The sequence below is a fragment of the Cupriavidus pauculus genome (assembly GCF_008801835.1).
In the GTDB taxonomy this organism is placed as follows: domain Bacteria; phylum Pseudomonadota; class Gammaproteobacteria; order Burkholderiales; family Burkholderiaceae; genus Cupriavidus; species Cupriavidus pauculus.
Window position 1 is genome coordinate 133,413 of the sequence record NZ_VZOW01000008.1, and the last position, 20,887, is coordinate 154,299.

Below are 20,887 nucleotides of genomic sequence, written 5' to 3' on the forward strand. Positions count from 1 at the left end.
ATGCGAATCAATTCACCGGCATCCTCGTCCAGCGCAAATATGAAACATCGGCTCGTCTATCTGATGAATGTCGGCCAGCGCCGCCTGCAACGCTTTTCTCAAGCGCGCGCGGCCACTGGCGGGGTGACGGCCGCGCAAGCGGGGTTGTTGTTCTACCTGGGCACCCATGACGGCGCGTTGATGAGCGAGGCCGCGGCCGCGCTGGACCTGGGAGCGCCCGGCATGAGCGGGCTGGCCGACCGTACCGAGAAGGCCGGCCTGATCGAGCGCCGCGCGGACGATGCCGACCGCCGCGTCTCGCGCCTGTGGCTGACCGATTCCGGCAGACTCGCGCGCCAGCGCTCCAAATCCCGCATGAAGGATCTGAACGAGATTCTGACCGACGGCTTCACCGAGGCCGAGATCGACGTGGTAGCGCGGTGGCTGACCAGCCTGCAGACCAAGTTCCCGGTGGCTGACGAGGGCTGAAGGCAGTGGTGCCTTTCTTCGCGTGCCCGGCGCAAACGCGCTTCGCTCACGCCGGGTTGACGCGCCTTGCCTCAATGCCTAGCGCTGGGCGATCTTCGAAAAATCCGGCTTGCGCTTCTGTGCAAAGGCCATGAACGCTTCCTTCGCTTCCGCGCTGCCCAGGCGCTCCTGAAATACGGCGCTCTCGGCATCCATCTGCGAAATCAACGCTTCCGCCTCGCGCATCAGCCGCTTCATCGCGCGCAGCGATCCGGCGGGCTTCTCGGCCAGTTGTTCGGCCACGCGCCGTGCATCGGCGCGCAGCGTCTGGTTGCTGCAGACCTTGTTTGCGATCCCCCATGCCACGGCCGTCTGTGCGTCGAGTGGGCCGCCGAGCGCGAACATCTCGAACGCACGCGCGTGTCCGATGCGAAACGGCAGCAAATAGCTCGACGCCGCTTCCGGTACGAGCGCAAGATTGACGAATGGCGTGATCAGTTCGGCATCCTCGGCCAGCAGGACGTAGTCGCAGTGCAGCAGCATGGTGGTGCCGATGCCGACTGCCTTGCCATGCACGGCGGCTACGATCGGCAGGGCCGATTTCGCCAGCGCATGAAGGAACCGATGCACATGCCGCTCGCCACTGTGCATGCCCGACGCAATCGCAGCAAACTCTCCGACGTCATTGCCAGCCGTGAAGCTGTCGCCTTCCCCCTGCAGCAGCATCACCCGCACCGCGTCGTCGTGCGCGGCCTGTTCGATCGCATCAGCGAGCGCCCCGTACATTGCATTCGTCAGCGCGTTCTTCTTGTCCGCACGATTCAACGTAATGGTCAGTACGCTGCCAGCCTGTTCAATCTGAATCTCCGAAGCCATCCGATTTCTCCAATGTTAAGTTCGCATGCGAAGTATATATGGTTTGCATGCGAAGTAAACGCCGGACTTTGGAGCTGCTCATCGGACTGTCTTTTGTCCGCCCGCACCGACCTCGAAAATCATGTGCTGTTGGAAGCGCTGCCGCAGCCAGCGCTCTGCACGGCTGCATTGGCCAGTGGCGCGCCATAACAGGTCCACGCCCACTAGCCAGTCGGTGTGCGGATAGGCAGCCAGTTGGAGTTCGACAAGCTCGCCCTTGGCAAGCGCTTCGCGGATCAGTTGGCGTGGCAGCGTTGCCCAGCCAAGACCGTTGCTGACCATTTCCATCAATGCAAGATAGCTTTCGGCCTGCCAGGTGCGGGTGGCCCGCAGATATTCGGTGGTGGGCAGCTTGTCGGCATGCGCGCTGAATGCAAGACGTCGATGGGCGTGCAAGTCCGCAAAGGTCACGGCATCGAGGCTGGCCAGCGGGTGCGCGGGATGGGTGACATGCGCCATGATCAGCTTGCCGAGCTGGACAAAAGTGAGTTCCGGCGGATAACCGGGCTGCGCGAAGGCGACCCCGAGGTTGGCTTCGCCGCGTTTCACCAGATCGCTGACATCGCCATAGGTGGGGTTGCGGATCGTGAGGTCGACATATGGAAACTCGCGCTCGAAGTCGACCAGTACCGGCATCACCGTGTTGTAGGGAATTTCGATCGCAAGCGTCAGTTCGGCGGGATTGGCGTCAGCCAGGCTGGCGGCGTGCGCTCCGAGCGACAGGCAGCGCTCGAGCACGGCGTGGGCTTCCGTCAGCAAGGTGCGCCCGGCTTGGGTAAGCGCGGGATTGCGGCTGGTGCGATCGAACAGCGTCACGCCGAGATCGATCTCGAGATTCGCGATGGCGCTGCTGATGGTCGATTGCGTCTTTCCCAGATGTCGCGCGGCTGCGGAAAAAGACCCGGTCTCGACCACGACGGTAAATACCTGAAGCTGGTCCATGGAAAATGGCATTGCGCGTTCCATCGAAAAAATCGATGTCTCCTGATTTGTCGTACCCATAAGTTTGGGGGGATGATGCCGCATCGTCGCGATCCGACGCAACATCGTTGACGGTCGATGACCGACCGCCGTTATCCCGCCTCAGTGACAGGAGCTTTGCATGACGACTCACGCGGACCTTGCCGATTCAGTCTCGCCGCTCGACCTTCAATTGCTGCGCCGTGCGATCGCGCTCTCGTATGAGTCGCGGCAACGCGGCCGGCATCCGTTTGCCGCGCTGGTGGCCGACGAGGCGGGCAAAATCATCACGTCGGCGGGCAACAATTCCATGCCGCCGGAAGGCGATCCCACGCAGCATGCCGAACTGGTTGCCGTGGCTGCCGCCTCGCGTGCATTGACACCCGAGCAACTTGCGCGCTGCACGCTGTACACCAGCGCGGAGCCGTGCTGCATGTGCGCGGGAGCGGTTTACTGGACAGGAATCGGCCGCGTGGTCTATGCGCTGTCGGAGCATGCGCTGCTGAATCTCACCGGCGACCACGCCGAGAACCCCACGTTTGCGCTGCCGTGCCGGGAGGTATTTGCGCGCGGCCAGCGCAAGATTGCCGTGGTGGGCCCGATGTTGGAAGAGGAAGCGGCCGCGCCGCACGCGGGATTCTGGCGCTAGAGAAGCGTTGCGATCTGGCGCGTCGATCCGGATATGGAGTCGGCCATGCGTAGTCACGCGCTCCACAAGGTCCATCTGGCGTGCGGCATCGGGGCATCGGTTTCGGCCACGCCGCTTTGCTCGCAAACCAGCGCGCGCACGGTCTCCCGCGATTCCGCGGCGCACAGCACAACCATCGCCATCTGACCCGGCATCAACTGGCGCCGTTGGCGCCGCAGCCCGGCGCGCTCGATCTTGGCGCCTGCCAGCGCGCCAATCCACCACCCAAGCATGGCGCCGAGCGTCAGGCCTCCCGCGTAGGCAAGGAGCATCGATCCCGTGCCGTGAAATACCCCGTAGTGAAATACCGCGAGCGTGCTGACGATGGCCCCGGCACACGCCGCGGCCAGCGCGATTTCATCGCTATAGGTGGTATGCGTGGCATGGATGCGCGGTAATCCGTCTACCGGTTGCCCATCTGCGCTCACAAACCACGGTTCGGCGTGATGCGTGGAGGTTTCGTCCAGCTCGCCGATTCGCGTGATGAGGGTGCGGGCGGTCGCGATATCGTCGAGTTGGAAATACAGCAGTGCTTTCATGGGGTGACCTCCGCTCGACGGGTGACGCCCGGCGATATCGCGCGCATCGCGCGTCGACCGCGCGGGCAAGCGACAAGTGGCCGGGTGGCTGAAAACCCGAAGCAGGCGTTGATGGGGAATATATGGAAGCGGGCGAGCATCGGTCGCCGCGCGGCATCTGGCATGTCGTTTTCCGAAAGTCCCCATGCGTGACGGAAATGGAGTCACGGGTCCGAGACGTCGTCGAGGGGGAATGCCCGGAAACGAGTGGGGGCGGGGCGCGAACCACCGGGATTCGCGCCCGCCACGCGTTTTCAGTATAGGCGGCGGATGGCTTACAAACGAGCTGCCCATAAGTCTTATTCATTCGGCCGGCGATGCGCGCGGAGAACGTCCTCGCACTACACTGGACCCCAGGCGTTCGCGGCAAGCCGCATCCGTCTCTTTCATCCGATCGCCGTGAACATAAGGGCCGCAATGATCCGTCTGCGCTACTCGGTGAGCCTCGCCTACGAAGTCATCGATCCTCAGGTGGACTTCCTGTTGAACATCGAGGCCGCCAAAACATCCCGGCAGTTTGTCGTCGGCGAGAAACTGGTGTTGCCGCCGTCGGCGCGCGTTGACCGTTTTACGGACCCTGTACTGTGCAACCGCATGCTCAGGATGCAGTTGCCGAAGGGAGAGATCGCGATCCAGTACGAGGCGGTTGTCGACATCGATCATCGCCTCGACGACAGCGAGCGGCTATCCGAAGTGCCGGTGGCAGAGTTGCCGTTCGATGTCTGGCCGTATCTGGCGCCGAGCCGCTATTGCCAGTCCGATTGCCTGATGGAATTTGCGATGCGGGAGTTCGGCGCGATGCCGCGCGGCTATGCGCGCGTATATGCCATTCGGGAATGGGTGCGCAATCATGTACGGTTTCTTTCGCGGTCCACCAACGAGCGCACGTCGGCAGTCGATACTGTGGTGGAGCGCACGGGCGTATGCCGGGATTTTGCGCATCTGATGATTGCGATCTGCCGGGCGCTGAGTATCCCGGCACGCATGTCAAGCAGCCTCGACTATGGTGCGGACCCCGGTGCTGGGCCGCCCGATTTCCATGCGGTCGTGGAAGTGTATTTGTCCCACCAGTGGTATCTGTTCGATCCATCTGGTGTGTCGATCCCCACGGGGCTGCTGCGCATCGGCACCGGCCGCGATGCCGCCGATATGCCGTTCGCGGCGATCTTTGGCAGAGTGGAATCGAAAGCGCCGCTGGTTAGCATCGAACCGATGACCGATGCGGCGGCGGGCATTGAATTACCGGTGTTCACGACAAAAGCCATTTCCACGTGGTAGCCGTGCCACGCGGCCGCGTCGGTCGGCGCCGGTGCGCCATGCGGGATCAGCGCTTGTCGCCTTTCATGGCTTCGGATTCCATCGCCGCTTGCCATTCTTCAAAGGCTTCAACGGGTTCCATATCCTGGTCGACAAAGCCGGCGGCCCGCTCGGCAACGGCCGATGATTGGGCTATCACATCGGATTCGCCGTCGTCGTCGACGCCAGGGGGCTGCAGCATATCCTCGATCATCTCGTCCAGTTCCGGCGTGTTCCACGGCTTTCCGAGTCGCTGCCGCTGGTGCTGATAGTGGCGGATGACGGATTGCTGTTCCGCCGTAAGCGGCAGCCCGCGGAACGTTCGTTCGGTGTGGCGATAGATCATGATGCTGCGCCCCGCTGAAATTACTTCTTCTTGCCCACGCCGTCATTGCCGACGCGCGAGTGCACCGCACCAAACGGACTGGCGGGTAGCACGGGCTTCTTCGGCTGTTTGGGCTTCTTGGCTTCGCGATTGCCGCGCAATTGACTCTTTGCCATGGTGCATCTCCTGATGTCGCTTCGATGATGCGCCCAGCATACGCTCTTAATCGAGCGGCAACGGGATATCTTTTTTGGCGGTCGCCTGCGTCCGATGACGAATCATGCGGGGCGACCGACGCGCGATACGACGATTCCGTTGAGGAAGCGCTGTATGACACACGTTCCGCGCCTCCGTCCGAGGCCAATCGTTTTGCTTCGTCGCCAGCCCGCGCTGAGGCGAGCCGGCAGACGCCGTCGCTCAATCGAGCGCGCGATCCTTGGATTCGACGTTGACCGCGCCAATCGCGAATGCGCCGATCAGCAGCATGGTGGAAATCATTACCAGTGCCAGCGTGAAGTGCGTGGCCATCACCGGCGCGATGATCGCCGGGGCGAACAGACCGCCGAAACGCGCGACCGCGCCGGCCGTGCCCATGCCCGTGGCGCGAAGGTCGGTGGGATAGACCTCGGGGGTAAAGGCGTACAGCGCGCCCCACGTGCCAAGCAGCGAGAAGCTCATGAGCAGCGTCGATCCGATCACCACTGTCGGCGCCGTGCCAAGGCTATAGAGCATGCAGCCGACCGCGCTGAGCAGCAGGAATCCGATCAGCGTCGGCTTGCGTCCCCAGCGCTCCACGCCATAGGCCGACAATGCAAAGCCCGGCAGTTGCACGATGGCCAGCACCACGAGGAACACTTGCCCGCGCATGAAGCCGAAGCCTTCCGCGCTGAGCTTGATGGGCAGATAGACGAATACGCCGTAGTAGGCGATCGAGATCAGCGCCCATGCCACCAGCAACGCGATGCTGCGTCGGCGGAAACTTCCCGAGAACAGCGCGAAGATCGATTTCGGCGCGGCGGCTTCCGATTGCAGCGGCGGGATCTCCACGTTGTTGCCATTCACCTTCGCCACGCGCTCCAGCACCTTGCGCGCCTGGTCGGACTTCCCGTTTCGATTCAGGAACATCGGCGATTCGGGAATGTAGAAGCGCAGCACCACGCCAATTAGCGCCGGCACGCCGGTGACCAGGAAGATCACGCGCCAAGCCTGATCACCGTAGGACAGTGCAGCCAGCGCCAGCAGCGCCAGGCAGATCGTGCCGATGGCCCAAAACGATTCGAGCAGCACCAGCCAGCGGCCGCGGCGGTCGCTGGGCAGGAATTCGGCCATCATCGTGTAGTCGACCGGCAGCGTGCCGCCCACGCCGATGCCCGTCAGAAAGCGCAGTGCAAGCAGCCATGCCATTTCCGGCGCGAAGGCCGACGCCACGCCACACGCGGCGTCGATGACCACAGCCATCATCAGCACGGGCCGGCGGCCGATGCGGTCTGCCAAGCGCCCGAACACGAACGCACCGATCAGCATACCCACGAAAAAGAACGTGCCGGTCTGCAGCGCCTGCGGCACCGTGATGCCGAACGTCTTGGCAATCGACGGCGCACTGAAGCCGATAGACAGCACCTGCATTGCATCGGCCAACCACACCAGGCCGAAGATCACGAACAGACGGTACTGGAACTTGCCGACGCCCGCAGCGCGGATGCCGCTTTCCAGCGACACGGCCGCAGACGACGCGCCATGCGCCGCGCGTTCGGAACGTGGGGTCGCAGCCGCCGCAGGGGGCAGGGCAGCTGCGAGGTCGTGATACGGGGATTGCATTGTCGCTCCTTATGGCGTGTCCGCCGTGGTTTGTCTACCCGAGATCTGGCCGTGCCGGGCGGTCTCGCTGTTCTCGCAAGGTCCGCGCCAGCCGTCATGCGATCGATTTGGCATCGATTCTCTCTACTGCTTCACTTCCAAACGTCTGCTGCTGGCGCCCGCGTTTTTGTGGTGCGCCAGCGCATCATTGCAACGCACGGCGTCCTCAATGCGTGGACTGCTTGCGAATCTTCGCGACCGTCTCCTCCACGCCATGCCAGCGCGGCTGGTCCGGCGCGAAGCGGTCGCGCAGGTAATGCACGAGCTGCGTGACTTGTGCGTCGTCGAGGCTGTCGGCAAAGCCCGGCATATAGCCGATACCCGCGTGCGGCGGCGCCGATACGCCGTGCAGCACCGCCTGAATCACATTGTCTGGCCGCGTGCTGTGCAGATTGCTGTTCAGCGCCAGCGACGGCTTGACGCCGAACTGCGGCACGCCGGCATTGCCTTCATGACATACCGCGCACGCGCTCTGATAGAGGCGATCGGTGGCGCCTGAAAGCCGCAGTGCTGCGGCATCGCTGCGCGCTTCCACCTCAGCAACCTGCGTCGTATCCGGCTCGTCCGCGGATTGGCTGGACGCCGTGCCGAACGACGCCACGTAATGCGCGATCGCCCGCACATCGCTTTCCGGAAGCTCACGCAGGCTTTCGACGACCGGTGCCATCGGGCCGGCGGCCGCACCGTGCCGCGCCGCATATCCCGTGCGCAGGTACTGGAACAGATCCTCCTCGGTCCACGGCAGTGGCGACTTGGACAGTGCCGTCAAGGCCGGCGCTTCCCATCCCTCGGCCTCTCCCCCGGTAAGATAGGCCTTGCCGCCTTTTTCGGCGCCCAGTGCGTTGCGCGGCGAGTGGCAGGCGCTGCAATGTCCCAGACCTTCGGCAAGATAGGCGCCACGGTTCCACAGTGCCGCGCGGTTCGCGTCGGGCGTGAACGGCTCGTTGCGATGGAACAGCGCGTTCCATCCGGCCAGTGCGGGACGCAGGTTGAACGGGAAATCGAGCCGTGTTTCGGGCGGCCGGGACACAACCGGTTCGGCCGCCATCAGATAGGCATACAGCGCCTGCATGTCGGCATCGCTGATTTTTGCAAAGGCGGTGTACGGGAAAGCCGGATACAGGTGCCGGCCGTCGCGATGAATGCCTTCGCGCATTGCGCGCTCGAACGCCGCGAACGACCAGTTGCCGATGCCGGTCTCGACGTCGGGCGTGATGTTCGTGCTGTAGACGGTGCCGAACGGTGTTTCAAGCGGCAGGCCGCCGGCGTTGCGGACCCCGCCGGGCGCCGTGTGGCACACCGCGCAATCGCCGGCGGCTGCCACCAGTCGTCCGCGTTCGAGCGTGGCGGCGGAATAGAAACCGGCTTCGGGCGGCGCCACCGGCGCGATGGGCGCCCGCCACGGCATGACCGTCGCGCACAGGCCGGCCAAGGCGGTCAACGGTGCCAGCGTGGCCAGCAGCCAGCGCCGCTTGGGCGGCTGGCCACGTGCCGCGGATTGATCGGCCAGCGCTTGCCGGATCTGGCCAGCGCTAAACGGGGGCTCGCGCAGGCGCACGCCCGTTGCATCGTGAATCGCGTTAGCCACGGCCGCGGCGGCCGGCAGCGTTGCCGCCGCGCCCCCCGCCAGCGCGCCAACGATCTCGACGCGCGGTTGCGCGGCAAGTGCGTGGCCGGGTTCCTGGGCGGCCAGCGCAAAGGTGTCTTCGGTGTCTTCGGCTGCGCCACCCGCGCCCCAATCGTCATAGCTGCGGCCGCCTGCCATCAGTTGCCGTGTAGCGGTGGTCACGTCGTCGCGCAGCGCGGTAGGGTGCGGCTGTGCGTCGGGTTGGCGCGCCTCACGCTCGTGCCCGACGGTGACGCGCGTGACGCTGATATCGCCGGTTCGCCCGTCGACCTCCACATCCGCCACCCATGCCGACCACGTGCGCGCTGGGCGGCCGTTCTCGATATCGATCACGCTGGCGTAGGCAAAGCCACGTCCGCGGCGAATGCCGGTGTCCGGGTGCGTATGGCCTTGCAGCGGCCCTTGCCAGCCGGATTGCGCGGCCACTCGTTCGATCAACTGGATGCCCTGGGCATCGTCGAGCCATTGCAGCCGTAGTGCCACGGGGTCCAGCTGCGACTGCGTCGCCAGTTCATCGAGCTGGGATTCATGAGCGAAGACATGGCCGCGCGCAGCAATATCAACGGGCACATCGAGCGGAAATGTCGCCGAGACATCGAGGTGCCGGACGGCATAGGGCGGGACCAGGCTTGGGTCAATCTGCGCCGCGTCCGCCAATGGCGGCACGACGCCGATCTGCTGGAGCGCGAGCGGAACGCTGCCTTGGTGCGTTGCCGACGCGACAACGCGGTACACCGCCTCCGGGGCCAGCGCGCTGGCGACGTCGAGTGTCAGCTTCGGACCGCGCATGCCGGCATCCGCGGCATGGAACGTGGCGTGCACCGCGCGTCCTGCTGCGTGCGCCATCAGCGCTGCGTCGGCAGCGGCCTGCTGTGCGCAGAAGTCATCGTGATGCGACGGCGGGTCCGCATCGCAGACGATCGACACGCGGGATTCCGCGATGCCGAGCAATGCCGCTAAATGGATGCGTAGCGCGCCAGGTTGGGAGCAGGCAAGCCATACGTGAAGTTCACCATCGCGCCAGTCGGCCGTGGCGGCGCCCGATGCGTCGGGGCGCGGACTGATCAATGGCCAGCGATAGGTGGCCTCCACCTGCTGCGCGCTGCGCGCGAGCGCATTGGCGGCATCGCCGTGTGAAGCCACGCGCTGGACATGCGGGGCCGCTGGCAGCGTCGACGTGGTGGCCGATTGCCAGACGGGCCGCAACGCTGCCGCGGCATGCCGGGCCTGCTCCGGCGTGGCAGCCACCACACCAAGAAAGTCGCCACGCACGACGATATCGACCACGCCCGCGCAGCGGCGCGCGGCAGCGGCGTCGAAGCGCTCCAGCCGGGCAGGCCCATCGGCGGGCCGTACGGCATATCCGGACAGCGCTGCCGCCGGTAGCGCGAGAGGTACCGATTCGCGTGTGCGGGCGTTCATCGGAGCGTCTCGAACTCGCGCGCCGCGCTCGACTCGCGTACCAGCACAGCCGCTCGACGTACGGCGCGCAGGATTTCCATGTGCGTGCCACAGCGGCACAGATTGAAGCGCAGCGCCTCGCGGATCTGGTCGTCGCTTGGGTCGTCATTCACTGCGAGCAGCGCCTTGGTGCTCATGATCATGCCGTTCAGGCAATACCCGCACTGGGCGGCTTGCTCGTCGATAAACGCCCGCTGCACCGGATCCGGCGCCTCGCGCGTGCCCAGTCCTTCCAGCGTGGTCACGGCGCGCCCCACCGCCGCGCCGGTAGGCACGACGCACGAGCGTGCCGCCACGCCATCGATCAGCACCGTGCACGCCCCGCACTGGCCCAGTCCGCACCCGTATTTCGGGCCGTTGCAGGCCAGGTCATTGCGCAGGATGTAGAGCAACGGCGTTTGCGGATCCACACATACGTCGTGTGTGTTCCGGTTCACGCGCAACTTCAGGGGGCGGGGCGCGGTCATCGGTGGTTGGGGGCGTTTGGATTACAGGTCAGGCAGCAGCCGGCACGGGCCGTGCCGTCGGCTCGCGCAGTGGCACCGAAAACACGTCATAGCCAAAGCACCAGTCGGGATTTTCGTTGGTGCGCAGCCACGTGTTGTCGTGCGACACCTTCTGCACCCTGCTGGCGCGTTCAGCGCGATTGGCCTCGTACAGCGCGAAAGTATAGGCGTGGTCGCTCAGCCCCGTTTCGACGAAGCAGCGCGTCAGCATCGCGGCGTCCTCGATGGCCATTGCCGCGCCCTGCGCCATGTGCGGTTTCATCGGATGGCAAGCGTCGCCGAGCAGCACCAGGCGGCCGCGGCTCCACAGCGGCAGCGGGTCGCGCTCCAACAGCGGCCACTTGGTGACTTCGACGGTGCCTTCGATCAGCGACTGCACGCCCTGGTGCCATCCGTCGAATGCGGCCCGCATTTCCTCGATACTGCTGGGAACCCAGCTCTTGCTCATGTCCCATTCGGGCTCGGGCACGCCGGTCACGTAGTAGATCTCGTCGTGCTGCTTGGTGTCGAAGTAGACCATCATATGGCGGTCGTCGGACCACCACTTGGTGCAGCGGTCATGCGTGAAGCCCTTGACGCGCGAGATCGGGAACACCGCGCGGTGCGCCACGTAGCCGGTGTATTTGGGCGGCTCCGCACCGAGCAGGTGCTCGCGGATGCGCGAATTGACACCGTCGGCGCCGATCACGATATCGGCTTCCTCGACAGATCCATCGGCAAACGTCAGTTTTACGACATCGCCGAGGTCCTCGACGCTTTCGAGCTTCTTGTTGAATACAAGACGCGCGGGTTCCACGGCCTCGGTCATCAAGGCGTGGAAATCGCCGCGGTGCACCGTCAGGTAGCTGGCGCCGTAATGCGACAGCGCGTAGTCGCCAAGCGGAATCTGGGCGATCACCTCGCCGGTCTTCCAGTCGCGGCTGTACCAGAAATCCGGATGGCAACCCATCGCGTTCATCGCGTCCTCGATGCCGATGCGGCGCAGGATCTTCATCACGTTGGGCCCGACATGGATGCCCGCGCCGAGGCGCGAAAAGGCCGGCGCCTGCTCATACAGCTTCACATTGAACCCTGCACGCTGGAGCAGGGCGGCTGCCGCCGTCCCGCCCAGGCCCGCACCGATCACTGCAATTCGAGTATTGCCTTGCACGACGTCTCTCCTGAGTTGGTCTGTCACGTTGAAATCGAGTGTACACACCATAAATTTCCAAGTAAAGAATGGTTTTGCCGTGCTAGTGGAAAACCCTGACGATTTAATCGACACATCCGGTGGATGCCCATAAATGGCGAAATAATGCGCCATTAAAGGGATTGATTCATTCAGAGGGCACTGAATGAGTGCGGGTTTTCCAGAATGAATGGTTGTTGTAAAAATAAGGTGTGTACACTAGAATTTTCCGGAAGGGCGCCAAGCCGCGCGCCATGCGTCCCGCGCCGCAGGGCGAGTGGGTAGACAACGACACAGACGATGGAGTGACAAGTGCAGAAAGTTTTCCGGATCGGACAGATCGTCCCCAGTTCCAACACCACGATGGAGACCGAGATTCCGGCCATGCTGGCGGCTCGCCAACTCGTGCGTCCCGAGCGCTTCACGTTTCATTCCAGCCGCATGCGCATGAAGACGGTCAAGAAGGAGGAACTGGCCGCCATGGACGCCGAATCCGACCGCTGCGCACTCGAGTTGAGCGACGCCCGCGTGGATGTGCTCGGCTATGCCTGTCTGGTCGCGATCATGTCGATGGGGCGCGGTTACCATCGCACGTCGGAAACGCGCCTGAAGTCGCGCACCGAAGAAAACGGCGGCAGCGCGCCGGTGGTGACCAGCGCCGGTGCGCTGGTCAATGCGCTCAAGGTCATCGGCGCCAAGCGCATTGCGCTGGTGGCGCCCTATATGAAACCGCTGACCGAACTCGTGGTCGATTACATCGAGCATGAAGGCTTCGAAGTGGTCGAATGGCGCGCGCTGGAGATCCCGGACAACCTCGAAGTCGGCCGGCACGATCCGTCGCGACTGCCGGGCATCGTTGCCACCATGAACACCAAGGATGTGGATGCGGTCGTACTGTCGGCATGCGTGCAGATGCCGTCGCTGCCGGTGGTGGAAAAGGTCGAGGCCATGACCGGCAAGCCGGTGATCACCGCGGCCATCGCCACCACGTATGCACTGCTCAAGGAACTCGATCTGGAGGCCGTGGTGCCGGGCGGCGGCACGCTGCTGTCGGGCGCGTACTGAACGGAGCCATCGATGAGCACCTTTCTCTACGGCGGCAATGTGCACGCCAACGGCATCCGCCAGCATTACCTGCGCTACGGCGGCGCACGGACCGGTCGCGATGCGGTCATCATCGTGCCCGGCATCACCAGCCCGGCCATCACCTGGGGCTTTGTCGGCGAGCAGTTCGGCAAGCAGTTCGATACCTATGTGCTGGACGTGCGCGGCCGAGGCCTGTCTTCGGCCGGCGACACGCTCGACTACAGTCTCGATGCCCAGGCGGCCGACGTCATCGCGTTTGCCCAGGCGCTGGGATTGGCGCGCTTCCAGATCGTCGGCCATTCGATGGGCGGACGCATCGGCATCCGCGCGGCGCGCTCGTCGCCTGCCGGACTGACGCGCCTGGTAATGGTCGACCCGCCCGTGTCGGGACCCGGGCGTCGCCCGTATCCCGCGCAGTTGCCCTGGTATGTAGACTCGATCCGCCTTGCCGTGCAGGGCACCGACGCCGAAGGCATGCGCCGTTTCTGCCCCACGTGGACCGAGGAACAGCGGCAGCTGCGCGCCGAATGGCTGCACACGTGCGATGAACGCGCCATGCTGGCGAGTTTCGAAGGTTTCCATGCCGATGACATCCACGCCGATTTGCCGCACGTGAGCGTGCCGACGTTGCTGATCACCGCGGCGCGCGGCGATGTGGTGCTGCCGGCCGATGTGGAGGAACTGCGCGCGCTGCGTCCCGGTTTGCAAGAAGTGCGCGTGCCCGACGCGGGCCACATGATTCCGTGGGACAACGAGCCAGGTTTCTATCAGGCGTTCGGCGAATTTCTCGGCGCACCGCTCACAGACTGAGCACTCACCGCAAGGAGCCAAGCATGGCTGTCAGTGACTACGACCTGACCTGCGCATGGAAGCAGGTTCTCACGCTGTCCAAACTTGAAGCGGGCCAGACGGTGACGGTGTTGACCGGCGCCGATACGCACCCGCAGACGCTGCGCACCGCGCTGGTGGCTGCCGCGTCGATGGGCGCCATCGTCAACCGGCTCGATCTTCCGCCGGTCAATGGCGAAAAGGCGCTGAGCCGCGATGCGCTGGCCTATCTCGGCACCACGCCGCTGACCGGCAATCGTGCCGCCATCGCCGCGCTCAAGGCCAGCGATCTGGTGCTGGACTTGATGACCCTGCTGTTCTCGCCCGAACAGCACGACATCCTGTCGGCCGGCACCAAGATTCTGCTGGCGGTGGAGCCGCCCGAAGTGCTGGCGCGACTAGTGCCCACCGAGGCGGACCGCACGCGCGTGAAGGCCGCCACCGCGCGGCTTGGGCGCGCGCGCAGCATGCATATCACATCGGAAGCGGGAACGGACCTGCACTGCGCGTTGGGCGAATTCCCGGCCATCAGCGAGTACGGCTTCGTCGACGAGCCCGGCCGCTGGGACCACTGGCCCAGCGGTTTCGTGCTGACGTGGCCCAATGAAGGCGGTACCAACGGCCACCTCGTGCTGGACCGAGGCGACATCCTGCTGCCGATGAAGTCCTACGTGCAGGAGCCGATCCACGTCACGCTCCGGAACGGTTACGTCACCGCTATCGAAGGCGGTCTGGATGCGGAGCTGCTGGCCGACTACATGGCGTCGTTCAACGATCCGGAGTCGTACGCGATGTCGCATATCGGCTGGGGCCTGCAGCCACGCGCGCGCTGGTCCACGCTGGCGATGTACGACCGCGAGGCCACCATCGGCATGGACGCGCGCGCCTTCGAAGGCAACTTCCTTTGCTCGTTCGGACCGAACAACGAGGCGGGCGGCAGTCGCACCACCGCTTGCCATATCGACATTCCTTTGCGCCGTTGCACCGTCAGCCTCGACGGCGAGCCGGTGGTGGCCGCCGGCAAGGTGCTGGACGGCGGCGCGCATGCCAGCCAGGAGTCTGCTCATGCATGATGAAGTACAAACCTATCGTCGCCAGGGCTTTGGCACCGCGATGGAGCCGAAGGCGCCTTACGGGCTGCTGATCATCGATTTCGTCAACGGCTTTGCGGATCCGGCGGTGTTCGGCGGCGGCAATATTCCAGACGCCATCGCCAATACCCAGCCGCTGCTGGCCACGGCGCGCAAGCTGGGCTGGCCGATCGCGCATAGTCGCATCGTGTTTGCCGACGACGACGCCGATCACAACATCTTCACGCTCAAGGTGCCCGGCATGCTGACGCTGAAGGAGGACGGCGTCACCAGCCAGATCGTGCCGCAGCTGGCGCCCGCACACGGCGAGCTGGTGGTGCGCAAGACTGTGCCGTCGGCGTTCTTCGGCACTTCGCTGGCGGCATGGCTGGCGCAGCGTGGTGTGCAGACGTTGCTGGTGGCCGGTTGCGTGACCAGCGGCTGCGTGCGCGCCAGTGTCGTCGATGCGATGTCGTATGGCTTTCGTCCGCTGGTGCTGTCCGACTGCGTTGGCGATCGCGCCATCGGTCCGCATGAAGCGAACCTGTTCGACATGGAGCAGAAGTACGCAACCGTGATGACGCGCGACGCTGCGCTCGCGTCGATCGGAGCGGTGCCGCGCGTGGCGTCGGCGGCGGCCTAGGCGGACATCGCGCGGCGCGGGCGGCCGCGTGGCCGGCGCACGTGGCCGGTCTCTGCGGCCGGGATCTGCGCACCGTGGCACACGGCGTTGAGCACGGTGCGCTGCATCACGTCACGCCAATGCGCGATGGCCGCCTCGCTCATGATCGGCTCGCCCAGAAAGGCGCTCAGCGTGTGGTGGTTCGAGTTGTAGAAATAGCCCAGCGACGCGATGATCAGGTAGACGTCGCGCGCTGTGAGACCAGGCTGAAACACGCCGGCGCCCACACCACGCGCCAGGATGCCGTCCAGCACCGACAGCGCGTACGCCGAGATTTCGTTCAGGCGTACCGACTTTTTGGCGTGACGGGCCCGGCTCAGGTTTTCGCTGTTGAGAATGGCGACGAACTCGGGATGATCGAGGTAGTATCGCCAGACAAAGTCGACCAGTTGCGTCAGCGCGCGGAGCGGGTCTTCGGGATCGAGTTCAAGTTTCTGCTCGGCCTCGTTGAGTTGCAGGTAGATGGTCTCCAGCACTTCGATAAACAGCTTTTCCTTGCTGCCGAAGTAGTAATAGATCATCCGGTCATAGGTATTGGCCAGCGACGAGATGCGCTCGATACGCCCGCCGTCGTAGCCGTGCTGGGCGAAAACCTTGGTGGCCGCCTTGAGGATCTTGGCGCGCGTGTCCTGGGCCTGGCGGGCCCGGGTGCCGGGCCGGGCGCGGGCGGTGGTGATGTCTTTGGGCATGCGGGCCGAGTTGGGGATGGTTTCCGACAGGTTCGAACAAATTCCAGCAATGCGCCGGCGCGTGGGCCGTCAGCGCGTTGCCAGTATAGCCGTGCGCCGCGCAGCGGCGCGGCAGTGAAGGAAGATCGATGCAACAGCCATCGCAAACACCGCGTGCATTGCGCGAAGCGTTGTTCCAGGAGCGCGGCGTACTGTTGGTGACGCGTCCGGCGGCCGCCGCGCCACGCCCATCGCCGGGCCAGCCGGGGGCCGCCTCGGATTTCATTTCCGATCTGCCCGATATCTTCGTGGCGATCCGGGCGTCGGGACAGATCCTCGCCTTCAACGGACACGTCGATCTCGGCACGGGCATTCGCACCTCGCTGGCGCAGATCGTCGCCGAGGAACTCGAAGTCGAAGCCAATGCCGTGACGATGGTGCTGGGCCATACCGAGGCCACGCCAAATCAGGGCCCGACCATTGCCAGTGCATCGATCCAGATTTCGGCGTTGCCGCTACGCCGCGCCGCGGCGCAGGCGCGCGCGTGGCTGGTGGCGCGCGCTGCTGGCGGCCCGATCGATGTCGCGGCGCTGCTGCGCGACGAACATGTCGAACTGCCGCTTGCCGATGATGTCCCGACCAAGCCCGCCGCGCAGTATCGCGTGGTCGGGCGCAGTGCGCCGCGCGTCGATATCCCGGCCAAGGCAACCGGCGAGTTGACGTTCGTTCACGATGTGCGCGTGCCCGGCATGCTGCACGGCCGCGTTATACGGCCGCCCTATGCGGGACGCGACAGCGGCGTTTTCGTCGGCTCCAGTCTGATTGGTATCGACGAGACATCGATTGCCTCGGTGCCCGGTGTCGTGCGCGTGTATGTGGAAGGCGATTTTGTTGGCGTGGTGGCCGAGCGCGAGGAGCAGGCAATCGAGGCCGCACGCCGGCTCAAGGTGCGCTGGAAGGCGGTGCCGCCGCTCGCCGATCTCAACACGCCCGAAGCCGCGCTGCGCGCCGTGCCGGCGCGACGACGTCAGCTGCTCCAGACCAGCGACACCACGGCCGCGCTGGCCGAAGCCGCGCATTGCATCGAACGCAGCTACGTCTGGCCCTACCAGATGCATGGATCGATCGGGCCATCGTGCGCGGTTGCCGATTGGCGCGACGATCATCTGACACTATGGTCGGGCACGCAGAATCCGCATGTGCTCCGCATCGACATGGCCCGGCTATCCGGGCTCGACGAAGGCGCGATCGAAATCGTGCGCATGGAGGCCGCCGGCTGCTACGGCCGCAACTGCGCCGACGACGTATGCGCTGATGCAGTGCTGCTGTCGCGCGCGGTGGGTCGGCCGGTACGCGTGCAATTGACGCGCGAGCAGGAACACCTTTGGGAACCGAAAGGCGCGGCACAGCTGATGGACGTACGCGGCGGCGCTGATGCTGACGGCGCGCTGACGGCCTACCAGTTCGTGACACGCTATCCGTCCAACGATGCGCCGGTGCTGGCGTTGCTGCTGACCGGGCGCCTGCCGGCCACGCCGCGCATGCTGGAAATGGGCGATCGCACTGCGGTGCCCGCCTATGGCTACGCGTCGCTCGATATCGCGTGCGACGACATCCCGGCCATCGCCCGGGCGTCGTGGCTGCGTGGGGTGTCCGCGTTGCCCAATACGTTCGCACACGAGTCCTTCATCGATGAAATGGCGCATCGTTGCGGCGCCGATCCGCTGGCCTTCCGCTTGCGGCATCTGCCCGATACGCGTGCGTGCGAACTCTTGGTTGCGCTGTCGCAGGCGGCCGAATGGCGCGAAGGTGCACGCGGATCACGCGGCCAGCCGGACGGCGATGGGCTGCTGCGCGGGCGCGGTATTGCGTATGCCCGCTACGTGCACAGCAAGTTTCCGGGCTTCGGTGCGGCGTGGGCGGCGTGGATCGTCGATGTGGAGGTGGATCCCGCCAGCGGCAACGTGCGGGTGACCCGGCTGTGCGTGGGACAGGACACCGGCATGATGGTGAACCCGGATGGTGTGCGCCATCAGATCCACGGCAATGTGGTGCAGACCCTGAGCCGCGTGCTGCGCGAGCAGGTGCGTTTTGACGACCAGGGCGTGGCCAGCCGCGAGTGGGGCAGCTATCCGATCATCGCCTTTCCCGATGTGCCCAACATCGAAGTCTTGCTGATGCCGCGCCAGGAAGAAAGCCCGCTGGGCGCCGGAGAGTCGGCATCTCTGCCCGGTGCGCCGGCCATTGCCAATGCGCTGTTCGACGCCACCGGCGTGCGATTTACGCGCGCGCCGTTTACCCCCGAGGCGGTCAGGCAAGGCTGCGCCACTGCGCTTTCCCTCGCCTGATGCGGTGGGCGTGGCCCTCTGCCGCGCGCGGCAGAGGGCCACTGTCAGAACTTGTGCCGGATGCCCACCACGGTGCCGAACTGATTGGTCCCAGCCGGGCCGATTGACGTAGCCGCGCCGTTCAGGCCGATGCGTGCGCCGTCGTCATTGCGGATGTAGGCCATCTGCGCATACACGTCGGTGCGTTTCGAGAAGGCATAGTCGAGCAGCAATGAAGCGCTCCACGCATCGCCGTTGCCACGCCGGTCGTTGAGCAGGTATCCCGCAGCACTTAACGACAGCGCGGGCGTCAGCTGATATCCCGCGCCAATCCAGAACAAGTCCGCCCGGCGCGACGGCACCGTTGCGGTGGCGCCGAGGTTGCCGTTGAACCAGCGATAGCCCGCAAACAGTTTCGCCTTGGCGAACGAATAGCTTCCGGCAACCGCCAGCCGCTGATCTTTCTGCGACGTGTTCTGCCCCGCGATGCCGCTGGTTCCCTGCTGCATGTCGTAGATCACCGTCATGCCCGCCTTGCCGACGTTGTATTCGACACCGCCGCTGACGGCCCGATCGCTCTTCGGGTCGCCGGGCACTTCGCCGGCCACCGCGCCGCCCGACAACGACGTACCGCGCGCGAACGAATAGAGACCCGTGACCGTGAAGCCGCCAAACTTGCCCACGTACTTCGCCGTGTTGTCATAGCGGCCCGCGGTCATCGCATCCATCGTGAAGATCGAGTAGCGCGGCGACACCGCCATTGCGTCGTAGTTGATCAGGATGTCGTAGAGGATATTGTTCTGCCGGCCCAGCGTAACGCGGCCGTACTGCGAAGAGATCCCCGTGAACGCCTGGCGACCGAACAGGCGGCCGCCTTGCGCCGCGGTGCCGGCGTCGATATCGAAGCCATTTTCCAGCACGAACAGCGCCTGGAGGCCGCCGCCGAGATCTTCTGTGCCGCGAATGCCCCAGCGCGAACCCGACAGGTTGCCGGACGTCATGCGCGTGAGACGGCGGTTGTTGGCATCGGCATGGGTCAGGAACTCGACGCCGACATCGGCCACGCCGTACAGCGTCACCGACGATTGCGCCTGCACACCGTGCGCGGCAAGCATGGCCGCGCCTGCCAGGGCCAGATGCGGAATGGAATGGCGAAGTGGTTGGCTCATTTCTTTTTTCTTTGCAATGGGGTTGGAATCGGGTGCCTGCCCCGCGAGCAGCGCGCACGCATCCAGCGCCTGAAGACCGAATGTCAGGACGCAGGGACGAACGCACTCTCACGGGGCCGGCTAGCGCCCGCGTAGCAGCGATTCAGTAAAAGGGGAGTTGGGGTGTGCCTGCTGAAGCCTCGGCGGGTCCCCGGTAAATCAGTCGACGAGCAGGTTGATCTTGGTCGCGAACTTCTGCCAGCGATCGATATCGTTGGTCACTAGTTTCTGGAATTCCGCTGGCGTGCTGGTGGTCGTGGCGAACCCAAGATGTGCGAGCGATGCCTTGATTTCCGGCTTGGCGATGGCCCTGGCGATTTCCGCGTTGAGCTTCTGTACGATCTCGGGCGGCGTGTTGGCGGGGGCCAGAATGCCGAACCATTGGTCCACGTCGTAGCCTGGCAGGCCAAGCTCGCTGACGGTTGGCACATCGGGCAGGAACGGCGAGCGCGCTTTCGAAGTCACCGCCAGCGCGCGCAGCTTGTTGCTCTTGAGGTACGGGATCGTATTGGTCAGTGTGTTGACGCTGACATCGGCCTGTCCGCCCAGCACGTCTGCCATCGCGGGCGCGCAGCCCTTGTACGGCACATGCAGCATTTCCATCTTTGCCGATACCTTCAGCAGTTCTCCGGCCAGATGTTGGGGCGTGCCATTGCCGCACGACGCATAGCTAGGCGGCGATGCGCTCTTGCCGGCCGCCACCAGATCGCTGAAGGTGCGGATCTTGGACTGGAAGGGCACCGCGATCACCGAAGGCACCGAGGCAAAGGTGATCACCGCGCTGAAGTCGGACTTCGGATCGAATTGCAGCTTGCGAAACACGCTGGGGTTGATCGCAAAGCTGCTGTTGACGATCAGCAGCGTGTAGCCGTCCGCCGGGCTCTTCGCGACAAACTCCGCGCCAATATTGCCGCTGGCGCCGGGGCGGTTGTCGACCACCACGGGCTGGCCCAGCGCCTTGCTGATGTCGGCGCCGATCAGGCGCGCGAGCACGTCCGTCCCGCCGCCGGCCGGGAACGTGACCACCATGCGGATCGGTTTCTGCGGGAAAGTGCTCGCGATGTTGGCTTCGGCACGGCCGGGCAGGGTGCCCAGGGTGCCAGCCACAAACAGTAGCGATGCCAGACTGCTGACGACGGATAGGGGTCTCATGGATAAGCCTCGTCGGTTAGGGTGAAGGAAAGGTAAAG

The 20,887-nt window shown here is 64.8% G+C and carries 20 protein-coding genes; 8 read left to right on the forward strand and 12 right to left on the reverse strand.

Features of this window, described 5'->3' with window-relative positions:
* The first annotated feature begins 39 nt into the window (after positions 1 to 39).
* The gene (locus F7R19_RS11590) at positions 40 to 468 is read left to right on the forward strand and encodes a MarR family winged helix-turn-helix transcriptional regulator (RefSeq protein ID WP_150980698.1); all 429 of its coding nucleotides are present in this window, start codon (positions 40 to 42) and stop codon (positions 466 to 468) included.
* 78 nt (positions 469 to 546) lie between these two features.
* Here the strand turns inward: F7R19_RS11590 and F7R19_RS11595 are convergent, their stop codons facing one another.
* Both F7R19_RS11595 and F7R19_RS11600 read right to left on the reverse strand, forming a co-directional pair.
* Positions 547 to 1,323 (reverse strand): enoyl-CoA hydratase, encoded by a 777-nt coding sequence (locus F7R19_RS11595; RefSeq protein ID WP_061954070.1) that lies wholly within the window; start codon positions 1,321 to 1,323, stop codon positions 547 to 549.
* A 78-nt stretch (positions 1,324 to 1,401) separates the two neighbouring features.
* On the reverse strand, positions 1,402 to 2,316 hold the full coding sequence (locus F7R19_RS11600) for a LysR family transcriptional regulator (protein WP_150980700.1): 915 nt from the start codon (positions 2,314 to 2,316) through the stop codon (positions 1,402 to 1,404).
* A gap of 148 nt (positions 2,317 to 2,464) precedes the next feature.
* On the opposite strand from F7R19_RS11600, the gene F7R19_RS11605 reads away from it, so the two are divergent.
* Positions 2,465 to 2,971 (forward strand): nucleoside deaminase, encoded by a 507-nt coding sequence (locus F7R19_RS11605; RefSeq protein WP_150980702.1) that lies wholly within the window; start codon positions 2,465 to 2,467, stop codon positions 2,969 to 2,971.
* 53 nt (positions 2,972 to 3,024) lie between these two features.
* Here F7R19_RS11605 and F7R19_RS11610 read toward each other — a convergent pair whose 3' ends face one another.
* Complete coding sequence (locus F7R19_RS11610; protein ID WP_150980705.1) at positions 3,025 to 3,549, reverse strand: hypothetical protein; 525 nt, start codon at positions 3,547 to 3,549, stop codon at positions 3,025 to 3,027.
* A gap of 456 nt (positions 3,550 to 4,005) precedes the next feature.
* On the opposite strand from F7R19_RS11610, the gene F7R19_RS11615 reads away from it, so the two are divergent.
* The gene (locus F7R19_RS11615; protein WP_150980784.1) at positions 4,006 to 4,866 is read left to right on the forward strand and encodes a transglutaminase-like domain-containing protein; all 861 of its coding nucleotides are present in this window, start codon (positions 4,006 to 4,008) and stop codon (positions 4,864 to 4,866) included.
* Positions 4,867 to 4,912: 46 nt separating this feature from the next.
* On the opposite strand, the gene F7R19_RS11620 is transcribed toward F7R19_RS11615, so the two are convergent.
* The 6 genes from F7R19_RS11620 to F7R19_RS11640 form a co-directional block, all read right to left on the reverse strand.
* Positions 4,913 to 5,230, reverse strand: coding sequence for a hypothetical protein (locus F7R19_RS11620; RefSeq protein ID WP_150980708.1), 318 nt, complete (start codon positions 5,228 to 5,230; stop codon positions 4,913 to 4,915).
* Positions 5,231 to 5,250: 20 nt separating this feature from the next.
* The gene (locus tag F7R19_RS30475) at positions 5,251 to 5,385 is read right to left on the reverse strand and encodes a hypothetical protein (RefSeq protein ID WP_263289883.1); all 135 of its coding nucleotides are present in this window, start codon (positions 5,383 to 5,385) and stop codon (positions 5,251 to 5,253) included.
* A gap of 241 nt (positions 5,386 to 5,626) precedes the next feature.
* Positions 5,627 to 6,922, reverse strand: coding sequence for an MFS transporter (locus F7R19_RS11625; RefSeq protein WP_061954272.1), 1,296 nt, complete (start codon positions 6,920 to 6,922; stop codon positions 5,627 to 5,629).
* A gap of 310 nt (positions 6,923 to 7,232) precedes the next feature.
* Positions 7,233 to 10,115, reverse strand: coding sequence for a c-type cytochrome (locus F7R19_RS11630; protein ID WP_150980715.1), 2,883 nt, complete (start codon positions 10,113 to 10,115; stop codon positions 7,233 to 7,235).
* On the reverse strand, positions 10,112 to 10,621 hold the full coding sequence (locus tag F7R19_RS11635; RefSeq protein ID WP_061954082.1) for a (2Fe-2S)-binding protein: 510 nt from the start codon (positions 10,619 to 10,621) through the stop codon (positions 10,112 to 10,114). Before F7R19_RS11635 ends, F7R19_RS11630 begins: the two co-directional genes overlap by 4 nt.
* A gap of 28 nt (positions 10,622 to 10,649) precedes the next feature.
* Positions 10,650 to 11,810 (reverse strand): FAD-dependent monooxygenase, encoded by a 1,161-nt coding sequence (locus F7R19_RS11640; RefSeq protein ID WP_150980718.1) that lies wholly within the window; start codon positions 11,808 to 11,810, stop codon positions 10,650 to 10,652.
* Positions 11,811 to 12,140: 330 nt separating this feature from the next.
* On the opposite strand from F7R19_RS11640, the gene F7R19_RS11645 reads away from it, so the two are divergent.
* The 4 genes from F7R19_RS11645 to F7R19_RS11660 are packed head-to-tail and all read left to right on the forward strand — an operon-like array spanning position 12,141 to position 15,455.
* Complete coding sequence (locus F7R19_RS11645) at positions 12,141 to 12,893, forward strand: maleate cis-trans isomerase family protein (RefSeq protein ID WP_061954086.1); 753 nt, start codon at positions 12,141 to 12,143, stop codon at positions 12,891 to 12,893.
* Between the two features lie 12 nt (positions 12,894 to 12,905).
* The gene (locus F7R19_RS11650; RefSeq protein ID WP_150980721.1) at positions 12,906 to 13,724 is read left to right on the forward strand and encodes an alpha/beta fold hydrolase; all 819 of its coding nucleotides are present in this window, start codon (positions 12,906 to 12,908) and stop codon (positions 13,722 to 13,724) included.
* A 23-nt stretch (positions 13,725 to 13,747) separates the two neighbouring features.
* Positions 13,748 to 14,815: a M29 family metallopeptidase gene (locus F7R19_RS11655; protein WP_061954090.1), complete on the forward strand. Its 1,068-nt coding sequence runs from the start codon at positions 13,748 to 13,750 to the stop codon at positions 14,813 to 14,815.
* Entirely contained in the window at positions 14,808 to 15,455 is a 648-nt protein-coding gene (locus F7R19_RS11660) for an N-carbamoylsarcosine amidohydrolase (protein WP_061954092.1), read from the forward strand. The genes F7R19_RS11655 and F7R19_RS11660 overlap by 8 nt, the downstream gene beginning before the upstream one ends.
* Here F7R19_RS11660 and F7R19_RS11665 read toward each other — a convergent pair.
* On the reverse strand, positions 15,452 to 16,183 hold the full coding sequence (locus tag F7R19_RS11665) for a TetR/AcrR family transcriptional regulator (protein WP_061954094.1): 732 nt from the start codon (positions 16,181 to 16,183) through the stop codon (positions 15,452 to 15,454). The two genes, F7R19_RS11660 and F7R19_RS11665, sit on opposite strands and share 4 nt — an antisense overlap.
* Positions 16,184 to 16,311: 128 nt before the next feature.
* Here F7R19_RS11665 and F7R19_RS11670 point away from each other — a divergent pair, with 128 nt between their 5' ends.
* Positions 16,312 to 18,510, forward strand: coding sequence for a xanthine dehydrogenase family protein molybdopterin-binding subunit (locus F7R19_RS11670; protein ID WP_150980723.1), 2,199 nt, complete (start codon positions 16,312 to 16,314; stop codon positions 18,508 to 18,510).
* Between the two features lie 44 nt (positions 18,511 to 18,554).
* On the opposite strand, the gene F7R19_RS11675 is transcribed toward F7R19_RS11670, so the two are convergent.
* Both F7R19_RS11675 and F7R19_RS11680 read right to left on the reverse strand, forming a co-directional pair.
* Positions 18,555 to 19,658, reverse strand: coding sequence for a porin (locus tag F7R19_RS11675; protein ID WP_150980726.1), 1,104 nt, complete (start codon positions 19,656 to 19,658; stop codon positions 18,555 to 18,557).
* A 198-nt stretch (positions 19,659 to 19,856) separates the two neighbouring features.
* Positions 19,857 to 20,849 carry a tripartite tricarboxylate transporter substrate binding protein gene (locus F7R19_RS11680; RefSeq protein ID WP_061954100.1) on the reverse strand — a complete coding sequence of 331 codons (993 nt, stop codon included), beginning with the start codon at positions 20,847 to 20,849 and terminating at the stop codon, positions 19,857 to 19,859.
* Positions 20,850 to 20,887 lie beyond the last annotated feature (38 nt).

What these genes read in the sequence shown, in the direction of transcription:
- F7R19_RS11605 (WP_150980702.1), top strand. Translation starts at nt 2,465, where the DNA reads ATGACGACTCACGCGGACCTTGCCGATTCAGTCTCGCCGCTCGACCTT.
- F7R19_RS30475 (WP_263289883.1), bottom strand. Translation starts at nt 5,385, where the DNA reads ATGGCAAAGAGTCAATTGCGCGGCAATCGCGAAGCCAAGAAGCCCAAA.
- F7R19_RS11595 (WP_061954070.1), bottom strand. Translation starts at nt 1,323, where the DNA reads ATGGCTTCGGAGATTCAGATTGAACAGGCTGGCAGCGTACTGACCATT.
- F7R19_RS11635 (WP_061954082.1), bottom strand. Translation starts at nt 10,621, where the DNA reads ATGACCGCGCCCCGCCCCCTGAAGTTGCGCGTGAACCGGAACACACAC.
- F7R19_RS11610 (WP_150980705.1), bottom strand. Translation starts at nt 3,549, where the DNA reads ATGAAAGCACTGCTGTATTTCCAACTCGACGATATCGCGACCGCCCGC.
- F7R19_RS11670 (WP_150980723.1), top strand. Translation starts at nt 16,312, where the DNA reads ATGCAACAGCCATCGCAAACACCGCGTGCATTGCGCGAAGCGTTGTTC.
- F7R19_RS11665 (WP_061954094.1), bottom strand. Translation starts at nt 16,183, where the DNA reads ATGCCCAAAGACATCACCACCGCCCGCGCCCGGCCCGGCACCCGGGCC.
- F7R19_RS11675 (WP_150980726.1), bottom strand. Translation starts at nt 19,658, where the DNA reads ATGAGCCAACCACTTCGCCATTCCATTCCGCATCTGGCCCTGGCAGGC.
- F7R19_RS11630 (WP_150980715.1), bottom strand. Translation starts at nt 10,115, where the DNA reads ATGAACGCCCGCACACGCGAATCGGTACCTCTCGCGCTACCGGCGGCA.
- F7R19_RS11655 (WP_061954090.1), top strand. Translation starts at nt 13,748, where the DNA reads ATGGCTGTCAGTGACTACGACCTGACCTGCGCATGGAAGCAGGTTCTC.
- F7R19_RS11650 (WP_150980721.1), top strand. Translation starts at nt 12,906, where the DNA reads ATGAGCACCTTTCTCTACGGCGGCAATGTGCACGCCAACGGCATCCGC.
- F7R19_RS11660 (WP_061954092.1), top strand. Translation starts at nt 14,808, where the DNA reads ATGCATGATGAAGTACAAACCTATCGTCGCCAGGGCTTTGGCACCGCG.
- F7R19_RS11680 (WP_061954100.1), bottom strand. Translation starts at nt 20,849, where the DNA reads ATGAGACCCCTATCCGTCGTCAGCAGTCTGGCATCGCTACTGTTTGTG.
- F7R19_RS11620 (WP_150980708.1), bottom strand. Translation starts at nt 5,230, where the DNA reads ATGATCTATCGCCACACCGAACGAACGTTCCGCGGGCTGCCGCTTACG.
- F7R19_RS11600 (WP_150980700.1), bottom strand. Translation starts at nt 2,316, where the DNA reads ATGCCATTTTCCATGGACCAGCTTCAGGTATTTACCGTCGTGGTCGAG.
- F7R19_RS11590 (WP_150980698.1), top strand. Translation starts at nt 40, where the DNA reads ATGAAACATCGGCTCGTCTATCTGATGAATGTCGGCCAGCGCCGCCTG.
- F7R19_RS11615 (WP_150980784.1), top strand. Translation starts at nt 4,006, where the DNA reads ATGATCCGTCTGCGCTACTCGGTGAGCCTCGCCTACGAAGTCATCGAT.